The sequence below is a fragment of the Streptomyces glomeratus genome (assembly GCF_021462825.1).
GTDB classification, from domain to species: Bacteria; Actinomycetota; Actinomycetes; order Streptomycetales; family Streptomycetaceae; genus Streptomyces; species Streptomyces glomeratus.
Genome location: NZ_JAKEEB010000031.1, coordinates 1 through 18,018 on the forward strand (window position 1 = coordinate 1; position 18,018 = coordinate 18,018).

16 protein-coding genes and 1 riboswitch are annotated in these 18,018 nt (G+C 71.3%); of the genes, 7 read left to right on the plus strand and 9 right to left on the minus strand.

The annotated features are described in order from the left end of the window. Nucleotides 1-107: 107 nt before the first annotated feature. Nucleotides 108-548: a winged helix-turn-helix transcriptional regulator gene (locus LZ604_RS27335; protein ID WP_372482208.1), complete on the minus strand. Its 441-nt coding sequence runs from the start codon at nt 546-548 to the stop codon at nt 108-110. 90 nt (nt 549-638) lie between these two features. Here LZ604_RS27335 and LZ604_RS27340 point away from each other — a divergent pair, with 90 nt between their 5' ends. Both LZ604_RS27340 and rarD read left to right on the plus strand, forming a co-directional pair. After that, the gene (locus LZ604_RS27340) at nt 639-1,493 is read left to right on the plus strand and encodes an SDR family oxidoreductase (protein WP_234518256.1); all 855 of its coding nucleotides are present in this window, start codon (nt 639-641) and stop codon (nt 1,491-1,493) included. A gap of 141 nt (nt 1,494-1,634) precedes the next feature. Next, nucleotides 1,635-2,657, plus strand: coding sequence for an EamA family transporter RarD (gene rarD / locus LZ604_RS27345; protein WP_234518345.1), 1,023 nt, complete (start codon nt 1,635-1,637; stop codon nt 2,655-2,657). Between the two features lie 48 nt (nt 2,658-2,705). Here rarD and LZ604_RS27350 read toward each other — a convergent pair whose 3' ends face one another. Continuing rightward, nucleotides 2,706-4,016, minus strand: a complete 1,311-nt coding sequence (locus LZ604_RS27350) for a hypothetical protein (protein WP_234518257.1) — start codon at nt 4,014-4,016, stop codon at nt 2,706-2,708. A gap of 267 nt (nt 4,017-4,283) precedes the next feature. On the opposite strand from LZ604_RS27350, the gene LZ604_RS27355 reads away from it, so the two are divergent. Continuing rightward, entirely contained in the window at nt 4,284-4,874 is a 591-nt protein-coding gene (locus tag LZ604_RS27355) for a flavodoxin family protein (RefSeq protein WP_234518258.1), read from the plus strand. Nucleotides 4,875-4,967: 93 nt separating this feature from the next. Here LZ604_RS27355 and LZ604_RS27360 read toward each other — a convergent pair whose 3' ends face one another. The 4 genes from LZ604_RS27360 to LZ604_RS27375 form a co-directional block, all read right to left on the minus strand. Further along, nucleotides 4,968-5,864, minus strand: coding sequence for an ABC transporter permease (locus LZ604_RS27360; protein WP_234518259.1), 897 nt, complete (start codon nt 5,862-5,864; stop codon nt 4,968-4,970). After that, a complete protein-coding gene (locus tag LZ604_RS27365) occupies nt 5,851-6,846 on the minus strand; it encodes an ABC transporter ATP-binding protein (protein ID WP_234518260.1) in 996 nt (331 codons plus the stop codon). Before LZ604_RS27365 ends, LZ604_RS27360 begins: the two co-directional genes overlap by 14 nt. A 37-nt stretch (nt 6,847-6,883) precedes the next feature. Next, nucleotides 6,884-8,146, minus strand: coding sequence for a LolA family protein (locus tag LZ604_RS27370; RefSeq protein ID WP_234518261.1), 1,263 nt, complete (start codon nt 8,144-8,146; stop codon nt 6,884-6,886). 661 nt (nt 8,147-8,807) lie between these two features. Then, complete coding sequence (locus LZ604_RS27375; protein ID WP_234518263.1) at nt 8,808-9,818, minus strand: polyprenyl synthetase family protein; 1,011 nt, start codon at nt 9,816-9,818, stop codon at nt 8,808-8,810. Between the two features lie 738 nt (nt 9,819-10,556). Next, nucleotides 10,557-10,758: riboswitch (cyclic di-AMP (ydaO/yuaA leader) on the plus strand. Nucleotides 10,759-10,760: 2 nt separating this feature from the next. On the opposite strand from LZ604_RS27375, the gene LZ604_RS27380 reads away from it, so the two are divergent. Continuing rightward, a complete protein-coding gene (locus tag LZ604_RS27380; protein ID WP_234518265.1) occupies nt 10,761-11,285 on the plus strand; it encodes a transglycosylase SLT domain-containing protein in 525 nt (174 codons plus the stop codon). Here LZ604_RS27380 and LZ604_RS27385 read toward each other — a convergent pair. The 3 genes from LZ604_RS27385 to LZ604_RS27395 all read right to left on the minus strand — a co-directional run bounded on the left by LZ604_RS27385 (nt 11,282) and on the right by LZ604_RS27395 (nt 14,970). Continuing rightward, nucleotides 11,282-12,151 (minus strand): HAD family hydrolase, encoded by an 870-nt coding sequence (locus tag LZ604_RS27385; RefSeq protein ID WP_234518267.1) that lies wholly within the window; start codon nt 12,149-12,151, stop codon nt 11,282-11,284. The two genes, LZ604_RS27380 and LZ604_RS27385, sit on opposite strands and share 4 nt — an antisense overlap. A gap of 301 nt (nt 12,152-12,452) precedes the next feature. After that, nucleotides 12,453-13,655 carry an FAD-dependent oxidoreductase gene (locus tag LZ604_RS27390; RefSeq protein WP_234518269.1) on the minus strand — a complete coding sequence of 401 codons (1,203 nt, stop codon included), beginning with the start codon at nt 13,653-13,655 and terminating at the stop codon, nt 12,453-12,455. A 52-nt stretch (nt 13,656-13,707) separates the two neighbouring features. Next, nucleotides 13,708-14,970: a carboxylate--amine ligase gene (locus LZ604_RS27395; protein ID WP_234518270.1), complete on the minus strand. Its 1,263-nt coding sequence runs from the start codon at nt 14,968-14,970 to the stop codon at nt 13,708-13,710. A 222-nt stretch (nt 14,971-15,192) separates the two neighbouring features. On the opposite strand from LZ604_RS27395, the gene fahA reads away from it, so the two are divergent. The 3 genes from fahA to LZ604_RS27410 all read left to right on the plus strand — a co-directional run bounded on the left by fahA (nt 15,193) and on the right by LZ604_RS27410 (nt 17,699). Continuing rightward, on the plus strand, nt 15,193-16,407 hold the full coding sequence (gene fahA / locus LZ604_RS27400; protein ID WP_234518271.1) for a fumarylacetoacetase: 1,215 nt from the start codon (nt 15,193-15,195) through the stop codon (nt 16,405-16,407). 254 nt (nt 16,408-16,661) lie between these two features. Continuing rightward, nucleotides 16,662-17,438: a GntR family transcriptional regulator gene (locus tag LZ604_RS27405; protein ID WP_234518272.1), complete on the plus strand. Its 777-nt coding sequence runs from the start codon at nt 16,662-16,664 to the stop codon at nt 17,436-17,438. Nucleotides 17,439-17,471: 33 nt separating this feature from the next. Beyond that, the gene (locus LZ604_RS27410) at nt 17,472-17,699 is read left to right on the plus strand and encodes a 4Fe-4S dicluster domain-containing protein (protein WP_234518273.1); all 228 of its coding nucleotides are present in this window, start codon (nt 17,472-17,474) and stop codon (nt 17,697-17,699) included. Nucleotides 17,700-18,018: the final 319 nt, after the last annotated feature.

An 18,018-nucleotide genomic window follows, 5' to 3' on the forward strand; every position in this document is an offset into this window, starting at 1 on the left:
AACTCGACACCGCCATCGAACAACACGGCAAGGGCGACCTCGCCGCCCTCCTCACCGGCGGCGACACCTGGACGGTGGTCGGCTAGCAGGCCGGACCCCCGGCGGGGTCATGTGCGGTTCGACGAGGCCCGGGCGCTGTGCGTCCGGGCCTCGTCGTATGTCCGGCGGGCGCGTTCGACGTCGGGCATGCGCTCCTGTGTCCACAGCGCCAGCGCACGCACCTGGTCGGCCGCCTCGCGGCCCAGGTCGGTCAGGGAGTAGTCCACCCTCGGCGGGATCACCGGCTTGGCGTCACGGTGCACAAGGCCGTCCCGCTCCAGGGTCTGGAGGGTCTGGGTGAGCATCTTCTCGCTGATGCGGGCGACCCGCCCGATCGCCCGCCGCAGCTCGCTGAAGCGGTGGGGGCCGCCCAGCAGCTCGATCAGGACGAGGACGCCCCATCGACTGGTCACGTGCTCCAGGACAAGGCGGTAGGGACACATCGCCGCGTCGGCGTCCCCACCGCGGGCCGCCGGGGCGGCGGAGGCGTTCGAGGCACTTACCAACATGCCAGTACCTTACTTCAAAGTGGGTACTTTCCATCAGTTAGCGCCACTCCTAGGGTAAGCGTCAAAGCCAACCCCCAAGGAGATTCCGTCATGAGCATCGTCGTCACCGGAGCCACCGGACACCTCGGCCGCCATGTGGTGGAGCAGTTGCTGGAGAAGGTTCCGGCCGAGCGGATCACCGCGGTCGTCCGCAACGCCGAGAAGGCATCCGACCTCGCGGACCGCGGTGTGCGGATCGCGGTCGCCGACTACAACGCTCCGGAGACCTTCGACGGCCTCTTCGCGGCCGGCGACAAGGTGCTGCTGATCTCCGGCAACGAGTTCGACAAGGGCCGGGTCGGTCAGCACAAGGTGGTCCTCGACGCCGCCAGGGAGGCCCGAGTCGCACTGTTCGCCTACACCAGCGCCCCCGGCAGCGTGACGGCCGCCCTGGCCGACGACCACCGGGCCACCGAGCAGCTGATCGTGGACTCGGGTGTGCCGTACGTGCTGCTGCGCAACGGCTGGTACCACGAGAACTACACCGAGAACCTCACTCCCGTCCTGGAGCACGGCGCGGTCGTCCAGGCCGCCGGCGAGGGCCGGGTCGCCTCCGCCTCCCGCGCCGACTACGCGGCCGCCGCCGTCGCGGTGCTGACCGGCGAGGGCCACGAGAACGCCACGTACGAGCTGAGCGGCGACACCGCGTGGAGCTTCGCCGAGTACGCCGCCGAGGTGGGCAGGCAGACCGGCAAGGAGATCGCGTACAACCCCGTCCCCGTGGACACCTACGCCGGCATCCTCACCGGCGCCGGGCTGCCCGGGCCCCTCGCCGAGATCCTGGCCGGCGTGGAGGTCTCCATCGAGAGGGGCGAGCTGGCCGTCACCACCGGCGACCTCTCCCGCCTGGCCGGCCGCCCGACCACCCCGGTCGCCGAGTCGATCAAGGCCGCGCTCGAGGGCTGAACCGGCCTGCGGGCCCTCGATCACCACGTCCCGCCGCGCCTGTCATGAGCGTATGGCGATACGGGTATGACGGGCGGGGGCGCTCGGGTTACCTTCATGGATGCTGCACCGGAGCAGTCGCGCGAGAACAGGGAGGGTCCCGTGGCCGGGAAGTCGAAGAGTGAACGGCGGACAGGTCTGCTGAACGGCTTCGCGGCGTACGGGATGTGGGGGCTCGTGCCCCTTTTCTGGCCGCTGCTGAAACCCGCCGGGGCGATGGAGATCCTCGCCCATCGGATGGTGTGGTCCCTGGCCCTGGTGGCGCTGGCGCTGCTGGTGATGCGGCGCTGGGCCTGGGCGGGCGAGCTGCTGCGGCAGCCCCGCAAGCTGGTGCTGATCACGGTCGCCGCGGCGGTCATCACCGTCAACTGGGGCGTGTACATCTGGGCCGTGAACAGCGGCCATGTGGTCGAGGCCTCGCTCGGCTACTTCATCAACCCGCTCGTCACCATCGCGATGGGCGTGGTCCTTCTGAAGGAGCGGCTGCGGCCGGTCCAGTGGGCGGCGGTCGCCGTCGGCTTCGCCGCCGTGCTCGTACTGACGATCGGGTACGGCCGGCCGCCGTGGATCTCCCTGTGCCTCGCCTTCTCCTTCGCCACATACGGGCTGGTGAAGAAGAAGATCGGCCTGGGCGGTCTGGAGTCGCTGGCCGCGGAGACCGCCGTGCAGTTCGTGCCCGCGCTGGGGTATCTGGTGTGGCTGTCGGCGAACGGCGAGGCGACGTTCGCCACCCACGGCGCCGGACACGGGGCGCTGCTCGCCGCCACCGGCGTGGTCACCGCGCTCCCCCTCGTCTGCTTCGGCGCCGCCGCGATACGGGTGCCGCTGTCCACGCTCGGTCTGCTGCAGTATCTGGCGCCGGTCTTCCAGTTCCTGCTGGGCATCCTCTACTTCCATGAGGCGATGCCGCCCGAGCGGTGGGCGGGCTTCGCGCTGGTCTGGCTCGCGCTGACGCTGCTGACCGGCGACGCCCTGCGCACGGCCCGCGCGGCGGCACGCGCGCTCAGGAGCGGGTCCGTCACGGTGGGCGCCGCCCTCGCGGCCACCGGGACGGTGAACCCGCCGCGCAAGCCGGACGGCGTCGCGACCGCGACCGGTCCCGATCCGGTGGACGCCAGGCCGTAGTCCGCGACATCGTCTGCCGCCTGGGCCTGGGGGCTGCCGGCCCCCGGGTCATCGGGCGTGGGACGGCTGTCCCTCAGTGGTCGCGCGGGCGCGGTCGGCGAGGCGGCCCATACGGCTACGGGCGCGCTCCAGCCGGTCGGGATCGTCCGCGGCGGGTCCCGGCCCGGCGGCGAGTTCGCTCCACACGTCGATGAGGTCCCGGCCGAGGTGCAGGCCCTGGAGCGGATCCCGGACGGCACGCCAGGCGGCGGCCGCGCTCTGCACATCGCCGTACGCGCTGCGCGGCTCGTACAGACGGTGGCGGATCCGGGCCAGGTCGAGCGAGAGGCGGAACGAGCGCAGCGGGTCGTCGGCCAGATAGGCGATGTACGCGGTGAGCTCGCGCAGGCGCAGTACATCGGAGTGGTCGGCGCCCAGGGCCTGGGAGGCCTCCGCGACGGTCCGCTCGGCCATGCCGTCGGCCTCCGCGATCCGGCCCTGCTTCACGGCCTCGCTGATCCGGGCCAGGGTTTCGGCCAGGGGGCCGCCCGTGGCACCCGGCGGTGCGCACCCCGTGTCGGACGCGAGCACGGCCTCGGCGATGGCGAACTCGCGTACCGGCGGCTCCGTGGCCTTCTCCCGGGCCTCGGCCACGGCGACGGTCCGCGGGGCCGGGGCGGGCTTCCACTCGGGTGTGGAGTACGGATTGGGACCGGGCTCGAAGGCGGGGCGAAGGCCGAAGTCGGGGCCGACCTCGAAGTCGGGTCCCGGTGTCTGCGGCTCGTCCGGCCCGGTCGCCGGCGCCGGCCACACGGGGGCGGGCTCCGCGGTCACCGGTGGGGGGCCGAAGGTTCCCGTAGGGGCCTGGACCGTACCCGGAGCGGCATCGGCCCCCGGCCACACCTGAGCCGGCCCCGATGTGGCACTGATCAGGGGGTCCTGTTCGGGCTCCGCCCGCAGCACGAAGGCCGCGACGGCACCTCCGAGAGATACGGGGGCATCCACCACGGAGGAGAGCAAGCCGGGCTCGGACTTCTCGGCCGCTGGGGGCGCTTGGGCCGGCGCGGGAGCTTGGGCCGGCGCGGGAGCCTGCGCCTTGGGCCTGCCCGTCCGCATCGGCTCCCCCGTGAACTCGCTGGACCCGTCCACCAGCACCCTGACCGGCATCACATACCCGATCCGCTCGTCATGGACGTCCGCGACGACAGGGCGGCCCGCGGCGAGAGCGAGACGGTGGAGGTGGTTCAGGACGGCCTGCTGGACCGACTCCCCCGGTGCCGCCACCACCGGCATCCCGCCGACGGTCGCCCCGGTCGCGGCATCGGCGCCCGCGCCTCCGTCCCGCGCGCACGCCGGTACATGGACCTCGATCGGCGTCACCGCGGATTCCGTTCCCTCCGTGGAAGCGGGCCCGGCAGCGGAGCGGCCCCGGTCGTGTGCGCGGCTGAGTCGAGACATCGTTCCCCTCACTCGGGTCGGCCCGGCGACGGTACCGGATCGACCTCCTCGAAGTCTCCAGCCGCCATACGCTTCCGACGTCACCACACCGTCACAGGCCTGTCCCAAGCCGTCCTTGCCATTTATTGCACATGCATTTAATGTGTCTGCATACTGTTCTCCTGCCACGCCATCCACTCGAGGGACCCCATGAGTCGCCGATACCTCTTCGTCCTCGGCAGCGCCCGTAGCGACGGCAACACCGAACTGCTCGCGCGACGGGCCGCCGAGCACCTGCCCGGCGACGTCGAGCAACAGTGGATCAGCCTGGCCGAACACCCGCTGCCCGACTTCGCGGACCTGCGGCACGACAGCGACCATGTGCGCCCCGCCGAGGGCAACGTGGCGCTGCTGCTCGACGCCACGCTCGCGGCGACGGACATCGTGATCGCGTCACCGCTGTACTGGTACTCGGTGTCCGCCCACACCAAGCGCTACCTGGACCACTGGTCGGGCTGGCTGCGCGTTCCCGGTCTCGACTTCAAGAAGGCGATGGCGGGCCGCACGCTGTGGGGCGTCACCGCGCTCGCCCACCAGGAACAAGAGGTCGCCGAACCCCTCGTCGGCACGCTCAACAACTCGGCCGCGTATATGGGCATGCGCTTCGGCGGGGTGCTCCTCGGCAACGGCAGCAAGCCCGGGGACGTACTGCGGGACACGGAGGCCCTGGACCGTGCCAGGACGTTCTTCGGACGCGAAGCGCCTCTCGCCCGCTTCCCGTACGAGACGGCGCTGGTGTGATCCGGGGGCGTCACCGCCCGGGCACGCGGGCCGTGACGCCCTTCTTCAGGCGGTGAGGTCCTCGTCCGCTCAGGCGGGGACGTCCTCGTCCGCTCAGGCGGTGACGTCCTTCGTCGTGAAGCGCGCCCAGGCCGCCGAGCCGAAGACCGCCGCGTACAGGGCCTGAAGGCCGAGGTTGCGCACCAGGTCGTCCCAGTAGACCGGGTCGCGCATGAGGTCCGCGAAGGACAGCCAGTAGTGGGGGAAGACGTACGGCTGGAGCGCGTGCAGTTGCGGGATCTGGTCGAGGATCTGCACGGTGATCACCAAGCCCACCGTGGTCGCCATCGCCGCGATCCCGCTGTTGGTGAGGGTGGAGACGAACAGCCCCAGGGCCGCCAGGCCGATCAGGGACGCGGCGACGACCAGCGCGATGAGCAGGGCGCGGCCCAGGCCGTCGGCGAGGCTGATGCGGGTGCCCGAGATCGTCGTCAGGCCGCCCAGCGGGAAGAGCAGAGCACCCATCGCGAGCGCCGAGACGGCGACGACGAGGGTGGCGATGAGGCAGAAGGCCATCGTGGTCGCGTACTTGACGAGGAGGAGGCGAGTCCGGCCCGCGGGGGCGACCAGGAGGTACCGCAGGGTGCCGGAGTTTGCCTCGCCCGCGATCGCGTCGCCCGCGATGACACCGACCGCCATCGGCAGGAAGAACGGGAGCGTCACGGCGAGCGCCGTGAAGACCAGGAACAGGCCGTTGTTGGTGATCTGCGCGATGAACGCGGGGCCGCCATCCCCGCCCCGTCCGCCGGAGCCGGAGCCGTCCCCCGTCTCCATCTTGACGGCGATCCCGACCAGGATCGGCACGGCCGCCAGCACGGCCAGCAGCGCGAGCGTACGCCAGCGCCGCAGGGTCGTCACCAGCTCGCTGCGCAGCAGCCCGAAGGCCCACAGCGGGCTCTGACGCCGCGCGCCCGGGATCCGGCCCGGCCCCGCCCACTCAGCCTGCGACATCGAAGCCCTCTCCCGTCAGCGCCACGAACGCGTCCTCCAGGGAGGCCCGTTCGACACCGAAACCCCGCACACGGACCCCGGCTGTGACCAGCGCGGCGTTCAGGTCCGCCGGTTCGCCCTCCGGGGGTTCGCCCGTCACCCGGTCCTCCCCGATGACCACGTCGGCGACGCCCCCCTCCTTCAGGACGCGGGCCGCCTCCGTCACGTCCGGGGTGGTCACGACGAGACGTCCGCGCGCCCCGGCCGCCAGGTCCGCCACCGCGCCCTGCGCGATCAGCCGTCCCTGCGCCATCACCGCGGCGTGGGTACATACCTGTTCGATCTCGTCGAGCAGATGGGAGGAGAGGAAGACGGTGGTGCCGTCGGACGCCAGTTCTCTGATGAGCGAGCGGATCTCGCGCATGCCCTGGGGGTCGAGGCCATTGGTCGGCTCGTCCAGGACGAGGAGCCGGCGGGGCTGGAGCAGGGCGGCCGCGAGACCGAGACGCTGCTTCATCCCCAGGGAGTAGGCCTTCGCCTTCTTGCCGGCCGCCGCCGCCAGACCCACGCGGTCCAGCGCGGCCTGGACGCGCGCGCCCCGGGTGCGCGGGTCGGCGGTGGGGTCGGCGGCGTCGTAGCGCAGGAGGTTGTCGCGGCCGGAGAGGAATCCGTAGAGCGCCGGCCCCTCGATGAGGGCACCGACCTGCGGGAGCACGGCGCGGGAGCCGCGGGGCATGGACCGCCCCAGCACGCGCGCCGTGCCCGAGGTGGGCTCGATCAGGCCCATCAGCATGCGGATGGTGGTGGTCTTGCCCGAGCCGTTCGGCCCGAGGAAGCCGAAGACGCTGCCAGCCGGGACGGTCAGGTCGAGTCCGTCCACGGCAAGCTGCCCGCCGCGGTAGCGCTTGGTGAGGGCATGGGTGGCGATGACCGGGACCTGCGGGTCGCTCACCGCCGCCCGGGAGTCCTGCGACTCCGCTTCCGCGGCGGACAGTTCCTCCATGGACTCTCCTGCTCCAGCCGTCCGTGCCGTGCGGGGTCTACTTGCCCGCGTCGGCCGCCTTCACCAGCGCGTCCTTGGTGACCGCGCCCGCGTACACCTTGCCGTCGTCCGTCATCAGGGCGTTGACCAGGCGCGTGGAGAACACCGTGCCCGAACCGAACTTGCCCTTGACGTGGTCGCCGAGGGAACCCAGGAATCCGGCGACCGCGCCGTCCTTGGACGAGGTGTCCGAGGGCATGCCCCCCTTGCTGCCGGTGTCGAGGACGACGATCGAGTTCCAGCCCTCGCCGATGGTCCTGGGCTCGGTGCCGGGTGCCGTCTTCTCGGGGCCGTGCGGCGCCTTCCCGTCGCCCCAGGCCGGCTTCTCGGCGCCATGGGTCCGCGCCTTGCTCCCGTCCTTCAGGTCGTCGCCCTGGGTGACCTTCGTGCCCTTGGGCGGCGTGAAGTCGAACGTCGACGCGGCCGGCCTGGTGAACGACACCTGGGTGAAGCCCGCGTCGACGACGGCCGCGCCGCCCGACGCCGGGGTCAGGGTGAACTTCAGCGGCAGCCCGGTCTTGGCGTCCACCGCGATGCTGATGGCGCCGACCGTCGTACCCGACTGCCGGGGCTTGATGAGCAGCTTGTACGCGTCGCGGCCCGCGACCTGCGCGGTGCCGTCGACCGTCACCGACGTCGTCTTGTCGGCGGCCTTCAGGGCCTCCGCGGCGAAGTCCTTCGGCGTGGTCGGCATGTCCTCGGGCGCCGCCTTCGCACCCTTGTCGTCGCCCGCGCCGGTCGCGTGGTACGCCTGGTTCGACGCGCTGTCGTAGGCCCACACCTGGTCGCCGCTGCGGATGACGCTGTATTCGGCGGCCTTCTCGATGAGCGAGATCTTCTGCTTGTCCTGGCCGTCGGCGGCGATGCGCAGGGTGTGCGTGCCGGAGGCCAGCTCCAGCAGCTTGGAGCTCGGGTCCGCGGCCGAGCCGCCCTTGTCGCCCCCACCCTGCGAGAGCGCGCCCGAGGCGAGGCTGCTCTCCAGGCCGCCCAGGTTGGGCAGGCCCAGGTCCGTGCTGATCTTCATCGTGCCGGACATCTGCTGGACGTCCGACTTGGCGATCTTCTCGATGAGCTGCTGGGCGCTGATCTTCGGCAGGTCCGGGTCGCCGGATCCGGCGAACGCCGGGACGAGCCCAATGGTCGCGGCCGCCACCCCCACCACCGCGACCGGGACGACGTACCGTGCGGCCGTGCGCCGCCCGTCGCGTACGTCCTCGGCCTCGCCGGCGGGCGTGCTGCCGTCGGATTCGTACGGTGCCATGTGTGCCTTACCTCCGTCATCGGCGGCGGCCTACCGTGCGTGCCCTGGTCCACCCCTGTGCCGCCATTCTCACCCGAACTCCTGTGAGGTGGTTTACCCATCTGACCAAAGCGGCCCCGAAGAAACGTCAGCCCGCGGACTCAACTCCGCGTAATCCTGGGGTATGACACGGCGGGGCGGCGACTACTCCGACCCGTAGGGGTCCGGGGTCGGGGGGCCAGGGTGGGGGCTCCGACTGCGGGGCCGGGACCCGGGAGTCCAGGAGGCCGGGGCCCCGAGTCCAGGAGGCCGGAGTCCGGGGCCCGAGGTTCGCGGAGGCGCGGGGGTCGTAGGGAGAAGACGCCTCCTTGCCCCCCTGGTCAGTGCGGCGCGCCCGGCGTGATCTAGCGTGGCGCGCCCGGCGTGATCAGCGTGGCGCGCACGGCGTGATCGGTGCGGCGCGCACGGCATGATCGGTACGGTACGCCCGGCATGATCGGTACGGTACGCCCGGCATGATCCGTGCCGGGGTGCGCGCGGCCGTCCGGGGCGGCGGCCGGAGCGACGGCCCGGCGACCGGCGGCGCCGCGGCATGGAGTCGAGCCCGGCCATGTGACCTGATTCACAAACGCGAGGCGGCAGCCGGAGGCCCCATCCGTGACGGCACAGCATGAGCGGCGCCTCAGCCCGCCCGGTGCACCACCGCGTCGCACAGCTCCATCAGGGCGGCCTTCGCGCCGCAGTCCGGCAGCGGGGCCAGGCCCGAGCGGGCGTCCTCCACATAGCGGACCGTGTCGCGGCGCGCCAGCTCCAGAGCAGGGTGGGCGCGCAGGCGGGCGAGGGCCTCGGCATGCCGGGCGTCGTCCGTGAGGTCGGAGTCCAGAAGCTCGCACAGGGCGATGTCCTCGGGCAGCCCCATGCGCTCCACACGCTCACGCAGCCGCAGGACCGGGAGGGTGGGAATGCCCTCACGCAGGTCCGTCCCCGGCGTCTTCCCGGACTCATGCGAGTCCGACGCGATGTCCAGGACGTCGTCGGCCAGCTGGAACGCCACGCCCAGCCGCTCGCCGTACTGCGTGAGCACGTCCACGACCGTCTCGTCGGCCCCCGACATCATCGCCCCGAAGCGGCACGCCACGGCCACCAGCGAGCCGGTCTTGCCGCCGAGGACGTCGAGGTAGTGCTCCACCGGGTCACGGCCGTCCCGCGGACCCGCCGTCTCCAGGATCTGTCCCGTGACCAGCCGCTCGAACGCCTCGGCCTGGATCCGGACCGCCTCCGGACCGAGATCGGCCAGGATGTGCGACGCCCTCGCGAACAGGAAGTCACCCGTGAGGACCGCGACCGAGTTGCCCCAGCGGGTGTTCGCGCTGTCCACCCCGCGCCGCACCTCGGCCTCGTCCATCACGTCGTCGTGGTACAGCGTGGCGAGGTGGGTCAGCTCCACGACCACGGCCGAGGGCACGATGCCCGGCGCGTACGGGTCGCCGAACTGCGCCGCGAGCATCACCAGCAGCGGCCGGAACCGCTTCCCGCCCGCACGCACCAGGTGCTGCGCGGCCTCCGTGATGAACGGCACCTCACTCTTGGTGGCCTCGAGCAGCCCCTCCTCGACAGCGGCCAATCCGGCCTGGACATCGGCCTCCAGAGCCTGGTCCCGCACGCTCAGCCCGAACGGCCCGACGACGGTCACGTGGGGTCTCCTGTCTGCTGATGTCTGCTGATGTCTGCTGACGATCACACGGTCGGTCTCATGGACGGTCACTTGGTCGATGACGTCGCCCGTCGACGTGGCTCATACAGTTTGTCGATCTGTCGCCGTCATCCCTCAAGTCAGCGTATCCGGTCACGTTTCGATCACCACGAGCGCCCACTGTTCCAGGCCGGGCGGTATCGGATCACGAGCGGCATGTTCTTGATCGTCTGATACGAACATGCATTCCCTGACATAACCGACAAACACCCCTCGCGACCGGAACCAACCCCCTCACTCCGGCCCGAGAGCACCCGAAGGCACTCCTCCCCGCACTCGACGACCTCAAGGCGTCACTCATGCGCCATGGAAGCCGGAGCCCTGGACTCCCAGCCTTCCCCCATACGGCCGCCCATGCCCCCCGCGCGGCATGCCCGCACCCAGAGAACTCCCCCGCCGGGTGGCCGCAACACGCAAAAGGTGCCCTCTTTGCCCGAATAAGCCACTTATGTCATTAAGCATCGATGGCGGCCGGGGGGACGGGAGTGAAATGGCTCACGTCCACGACAGGCGAGACATCGCGCACCCCCCGTCAACTATCCCTTTGCTCATGGGAACTTGAACTCCACCCAACAATTCGGATCAGTTTCCCTATTCCCCCTCTTCAAGGTCAATTCGGAAGGACTGTGACTTGACCGCTTGTTCCCGACATGTGCTCTCGCATACCTTCCCCTCGACCCGAGCGGAACGCCGAATCCTGCCGCCGCTCGGACGCCCATCGACCACGACGGCAGGAGCGGGGGACCCAGGTAAGCCGCCGATTCGGACACCGCGCCGGAACGGCTAGGGGTGAAGCCGTGGCCTCGACATCGAGGACACGGCCGGGCACCTCCCCGCCCGAACCCGACAGCTCACCTCGCAGGCGTTGGAGAGGAATGCGACATGCCCGCTTTCGCCCTGCCCGCATGCCGTCGGGACCGCGGCTCCAAGGCCGCCCGTCTCACCCGTGCCCTCGCACTCGCGGGGTCGGGTGCCGCCGTTCTCGCCCTGCCGGTCATGGGAGCAACCAGCGCTTCCGCCGCGACCGGTAGCCCGGCGATGGCCACCGCCGCCCGCGTCGCCGCGGCCAAGACCTTGACCACCCGCGGCGCCACCCTCGACAGCTGGATCCGCCAGTCGCTGGAGGTCATGGCCCAGCACGGCATCCCCGGCACGTACAACGGCATCTACCGCAACGTGATGCGCGAGTCGTCCGGCAACCCCAAGGCCATCAACCTGTGGGACTCCAACGCCCGTAAGGGCATTCCGTCGAAGGGTCTGCTGCAGATCATCGACCCGACCTTCGCCGCGTACCACGTGCCCGGCACGGCGTTCGACCCGTACGACCCGGTGGCGAACATCACGGCCGCGTGCAACTACGCCGCCCACCGCTACGGCTCGATCGACAACGTCAACAGCGCGTACTAATACCCCTCCTCATGGCCGACGGACTCCCGGCCGCCGATGATGTCGGCCGGTGTCCGGTGGCCGCCGAAGAGTCGTTCGAGGACGACGGCGATGCCGTCGTCCTCGTTCGACATGGTGATCTCGTCCGCCACGGCCTTGAGTTCGGGGTGGGCGTTGGCCATGGCCACCCCGTGCGCGGCCCACGCGAACATCGGGATGTCATTGGGCATGTCCCCGAAGGCGATGGTCTCCGACGGGCCGAGGCCCAGGTGGTCTGCGGCCAGTGCGAGCCCGGTCGCCTTGGTGATGCCGCACGGCTGGAGTTCCACGGTGCCGGGCCCGGACATGGTGACCGTCGCGAGGGAACCGACCGCCGCGCGGGCTGCCGTCGCCAACTCGTCGTCCGACAGGGCGTGATGGCGCAGCAGCACCTTGCTGATCGGCTCGCACCACAGGTCGTCGCGCCGCTCGACCCGTACCGCGGGCAGCGTGGGGTGCGGCATCCGGTAGCCGGGTTCGATGAGCGTGAGCCCGTCCACCCCGTCCTGGTCGACGGCCGCGTACACCTGCCCCACCTCTGCCTCGATCTTGCCGAGCGCGGTCTCGGCCAACTCCCGGTCCAGGGTGACGGAGAACAGCAGCCGGTTCGCGCCGGCGTCGTACACCTGCGCGCCCTGCCCGCACACCGCGAGCCCCTTACTGCCGAGGTCGTCGAGCAGCGGCCGCACCCTTGGCGCCGGACGCCCCGTCACGACGAGGTGCTGTGCGCCTGCCTCCGAGGCCCGCGCCAGGGCGGCCCTGGACCGGTCGGAGAGCGTGTCGTCGTCACGCAACAGCGTTCCGTCCAAGTCAGTGGCGATGAGTGAATATGCGAAGGGTGCGGCCATGATCAGAGAATACGGATGGAACGCCCCGCCGACTCGGCGCGAACCGGAGGACGTCCGGTGTCCCGCGTCCACCGAACTCCCGTAGCGTCACACCGTAGTTGCCGCGCACTGTCCGGAACACGACGGACGGCGTCCGGCCCCGGCGTGAACCGGCCGGGGCCCGGGGGCGCGACGGTGCCGCGCCCCCTCTTGATCGCCGATCGCCGACCGCCGAGCCGATCGCCGGCCGCTGAGCTGATCGCTCATCGCTGAACCGTGGTCGCCGATCCGTAGCCCCGGCCGAAACCCCGGCCCGGCCGCCTCAGCCGTGTGCCGCCGCCAGGTGCTTCGCCAGCCGGGGTGAGGCGAATTCCGTGCCGCACACGAAGCGCATCACCGGCCCGTACGAGGCCGCCGCGGGCAGGCCCGTGAAGTACAGGCCCGGGACGGAGGACACATAACCCGGGCCGAGCCGCGGAGTGCCCCGGCTCACCGCCAGTTCCGTGCGCAGTTCGTGGCCCAGGAAGTCCATCGCCGCTATGTCCACGCGGTAGCCCGTGGCGGCGATCACATGGTCCGCGGTGAGTTCCTCCGTGTGGCCCGTGTGCGTCCGGACCGTCAGGACGGGGCTGCCGTCCGGCGCGGCCGCGCCGACCACGGCAACGACCTCGCGCACCTGCACCTTGCTCTGGAAGCGGTCACGCAGCCACCACGCGCCCAGCGGGCCGAGGACCCGGCGGACCAGGTAGTGACGGGTCCGGGCCGGGAGGAACCGGTACGGGTGCGGGTAGTAGCTCAGCGCCCACAGCGACCAGGCTCGGCCGAAGGGCGATTCGGGCCGGAGCTTCGGCTGATCCCAGGGGGGCGCGCCGAAGGCCACCTTGCCCTGGCCCCGCGAGATCACCCGCACCTGCGCGCCGGCCTCGGCCGCGAGCGCCGCCGTCTCCAGGGCGGACTGTCCCGCGCCGATGACCAGCAGCTCCTTGCCGGAGAAGCGGGTCAGGTCATGGTGCTGGGAGCTGTGGGAGACCGGCCCCGTGGGGGTGGGGCCGTCCGCCGCGGCGGCGGCCAGCTCCGGTGGGAGGTGGGCCAGGCCCGACAGCCCGGTGGCCACCACGACCGCCCGCGCCGCGAACTGCTCGCCGGAGTCCAGCTTCAGTTCGAAGCCGCCGCCCTGCCGACGGTCCACCGAGACGACCTTGACGCGCTCCAGCTTGGGCACCAGTTGCTGCTGGAACCACTCGCCGTAGGCGATGAACGTCTCGACCGGGATGATGTCCTCGTCGGTCACCAGCCGGGCGATGCCCGCCGCGTCGCAGTAGTCGGCCAGGGTGTGGCCGCGCTGGGGGGCGTCGATGTTCGAGGCGACGGGGGTCGACTTCAGGAGCATGCCCTCGGGCATGTGGTCGCGCCAGCTCACCATGGGCTCGCCGAAGACGCGTACCGCGATACCACGCGCCCGCAGATGGGCGGCGGTGGACAGACCGAACGGCCCGGCACCGATGACTGCTACCGGTTGAATCACGAAGTCCCTCCCCAGGACGCGACATGCCTACTTCGTGGTGGAGCCGTACGCGCTAGCGCGTACTCGTTGTGGAGCCGCGGCGGTTGGTCCGCCACAGCTGATAGAGGTGCTTCGCGCCCGGCCGCACGAAGCGCGCGATCATCGTGAAGAACGGCCGCGGGTCGTCACCCGCGAACCAGGCCAGCTCCGTACCGCTCGCGCGGGCCGGCGCGTGCGGCGTCGTGTAGCCGCTGCGCCGGTAGGCGAGCAGGGCGGGCAGGTCGATGTTCTCCACGATGTACCGGTGACCCGCGCGCTGTTCCCCCTCCGGGACCGTGCGGCCGGTCAGGTCCAGATGCATGGCGCGGACGACGTCCACCCCCGCCTCGTTCTCGAAGAGGCGGAACTGGGCGCCCATGCGCGGGTTGAAGTCGAGCAGTTTGTACCGGCCGTCACGACGGTCGAAGCGCAGGTCCAGGTCGACGATGCCGGTGAAGCCGATCTGCTTGATGAAACGTGCGGCGAGGTCCGCGAGTTCCGGGTTGTCGACGACGTACGCGTTCGCCGTCATACCGGCGTGCGGCGGCCAGGAACGGACCTTGACGCCGGTGAACAGGGCGAGCGGGGTGGAGTCCTGGGCGAAGTACGCGTGCACGATCCAGTCCTCGGCCTCCTCCCGCGGCAGGTACTCCTGGAGAATCACACCGGGGCGCTCGCCCCAGTCCCGGGCCAGCGTGAGCAGCCCCTCGGGGGTGGTGATCCGGGTCGTGCCGTTCACGGCGGGCCGTTCACGGCGTACGAACGCCTCGCGGTTCTTGGCCACGAGCGGGAAGCGGGCCTTCTCGGCGAAGCGCACGATGTCGTCGTACGACTGCGGGAAGGCGGCCTGGGGGCTCGGGATGCCGTGTTCCACGCACAGCTCGTGCAGGCCCTGCTTGCTGGCGAGGCGGCGCGGCAGCTTGGCGTCCACCTTCGGGAACAGGAAGGGGCCGGCGAGGACGTCCTGGTGCTCGGCGATCAGGACGGCGGCCTCCTCGTCGGTGGGGATGAGCACCGTCGGCCGGCCGATGCGGCGTCCGATGCGCAACAGCCCCTCCACGAGCCGTTCCGGTTCCTCCGTCCCGGTGGTCGGCCACACGAAGGCGCGCCGCAGATAGCGGGAGACCGCAGCCGGCGTGTAACGGTCCTCGGTGATCGCGTACATCGGTATTCCGAGCCGGCCCAGGCTGCGGATGGCCCCGACCCCGCCGTGGTGCAGCGGGTAGTCGCCGAATTTCACGATGAGCCCCGGCACCTCACGGTCCGCGTCGAACGGCGCGCCGGTGCTCCTGGCCACGGGTCCCCCCACGTGTCCCCCCTATGGACCGGACCCACCCCGTCCGTGTCCCCAAAGGACGCTAAGCCGGAATTGGGTACTCCGACAAGGCCTATTCGGACATTGCGAACTCTTTAGACACTGCCCAAGACACGGAACTCACCCGTAACGTGTGCGGCGACCACATGGAACACAACCCCATGCACCGCACACCTGACGTGCACGAAAGCGAGGCAGCATCCCATGCCCCCCTTCGACGTCGCCGAGGGCGACCCCTTCGGACCGCACAACCTGCCCTACGGCGTGTTCTCGCCGATCGGCTCCGTCGAGCGGAGGGTCGGCGTCCGCCTGGGCGACCACGTGCTCGACGCGGGCGCGGCCGCACAGGCGCTCGGCTCCCCGTACACCTCCCTGCTGGCCCGGCCCTCCCTGGGGCCCCTGCTGGCCGCCGGTCGCACCGCTTGGTCGGACGTGCGCCGGGCGCTGACGGCGTGGGTGACGGTGCCCGCGCACCGGGAGACCATCGAGCCCCTGCTGCTCCCGCTCTCCGAGGTGACCCTGCACCTGCCCTTCGAGGTCGCGGACTACGTCGACTTCTACGCCTCCGAGAACCACTCCCGCAACGTCGGTCGGATCTTCCGCCCGGACGCGGCGGACTCCCTTACCCCCAACTGGAAGCATCTGCCGATCGGCTATCACGGCAGGGCGGGAACGGTGGTGGTGTCCGGCACGGACGTCGTACGTCCCCAGGGGCAGCGCAAGGCGCCCACGGACCCGGCACCGGTCTTCGGCCCCTCGGTCCGCCTGGACATCGAGGCGGAGGTGGGATTCGTGGTGGGCGTGCCCTCAAAGATGGGCCGGCCCGTGCCGCTGTCGGCCTTCCGCGACCATGTGTTCGGGCTCTGCCTGCTCAACGACTGGTCGGCGCGGGACATCCAGGCCTGGGAGTACGTGCCGCTCGGACCGTTCCTCGGCAAGTCGTTCGCCACCTCCGTCTCGGCATGGGTCACTCCGCTGGACGCCCTGGAGGAGGCGCGGGTGACGCCGCCGGAGCGCACGCACCCGCTGCTGCCGTATCTGGAGGACGCACACGAGGAGCCCTCGGGCTACGACCTGCGCATCTCCGTCGCGATCAACGGTCATGTGGTCTCCGAGCCGCCGTTCTCGACCATGTACTGGACGGCTGCCCAGCAGTTGGCGCACATGACGGTGAACGGGGCCTCGCTGCGCACCGGCGATCTGTACGGCTCGGGCACGGTGAGCGGCCCGGCGGAGCGCGAGCGCGGCTCGCTCCTCGAGCTGACCTGGAACGGCCGGGACCCGCTCGAACTCCCGGACGGAAAGCGGACCTTCCTGGAGGACGGGGACGTCGTGACGCTGACCGCGTGGGCGCCGGGCCCGAACGGGACGCGGGTGGGTCTCGGTGAGGTGACGGGCCGGGTGGTGCCGGGCAGCTGAGGCCCCCGCCGGGCCGGTCCGCTCACCGGCCCGGTCGCCGCCCGGCAGTGCGGACGCGAGCGGGGCGGCGGCGGTGACGTCGGCGCCGCCGCCTCGGCGGGGCCGTACGGGACGTGCCGCACGCCGGCCGGACAGTGGCAGATCTTTCGCCGCTGTTGGCAAAAGCGCAGGCCAGGCCCCAGTGTGACGCACCACGAAATGGCGCAATACTGCGGCAACACCACTCCCCGCGCCCTGTCGCTAAGGTCCGGAACATGCCCGACCGCATCCGAGACCACGCCGGCCACGGCGCGACCACCGTCGCCGCCAGACGGCGTCGCCTGCGCGCGGACCGGGCCCGGCAGCTGGCAGACCTGCTCCGCCACCAGATCCTCACCGGCGGGTTCCCGGACGGCACGGTGCCCCACGAGACGATCCTCGGCACCGACTACCGCGCCTCCCGCAACACCGTTCGCCAGGCTCTGGACCTGCTGCGCACCGAGGGCCTGGTCGACCGGCTCCCCGGGGTCGGCACGGTCGTCGTGGCCCGGAAGTACCCCCACGGGCTCGACCGGCTGATGGGCCTCGCGGAGACCCTGCGCGAACACGGCCGGGTGACCAACGAGGTCCGCACGATGGCCCCCGCCCCCGCACCGGCGCCCGTCGCCGAACGGCTCCAGGTGCCGCCCGGCGCCGACGTCCTCTGCATCGAACGCCTGCGCAGTCTGGGCGGTCTCCCCCTCTCCCTCGACCTCACCTACATCCCGCTCGACATCGGTACCCGGCTGCTCGGCGCCGATCTGGAGAACACCGACGTCTTCCGCCTGCTGGAAGCCGTCACCGGCCGCAGCCTCGGCCATGCCGAGATCACCCTGGAGGCGGTGAACGCGGACGCCCACTCCGCCGCCGTGCTCCAGGCCCCGCGCGGCGCCGCCCTCCTGATGCTGGAACGCCTCACCCACCTGGTCGACGGCCGCCCCGTCGATCTGGAGTTCATCCGCTTCCGCGGCGACCGCATCACGATGAGCGGCCTGCTGCGCCGGTCCCTGTGACAACGCCCCTGCTCGATCTTCCCGGAGACAGCCATGCCCTTGGTGCCCCAGCGGGCCGATGTGCCCGTGACCATCGACGAGTCGAAGTGCATCGACGGCTGCACCCTGTGCGTCGACATGTGCCCGCTGGACTCCCTCGCCATCGACGAGAGCAGCGGCAAGGCCTACATGCACGTCGACGAGTGCTGGTACTGCGGACCGTGCGCGGCCCGCTGTCCCACCGGAGCGGTCACGGTCGACATGCCCTATCTGCTCCGCTGAGAGGCGCGAACTCCGCTGGCCGCCTGTGGCACGGGTGCGCGGGCGGACGCAGGTTCCACGGTGACCGTCATCGTGGGCTACCAGTCCCAGGCGTGCTCGGCTGGGTGACCTCCACGGCGGTGGAACTCCTGGGCCGCCGGCTGACGCGCTGGCTGCCGCGGACGTCCTACGCCGCGGCGGACTCCCCCCTCCCCCCCCGCATGCGGGACACCGTCCCCGCCCCCGTGCCCAGCGGCCCAGTCGGCCGAGCAGGACGGCCGGCCGCTTCGCGGCGGAGGTCGCCTCCGACCGGGGCCCGGTCTACCTGAAGCTCAGGCTG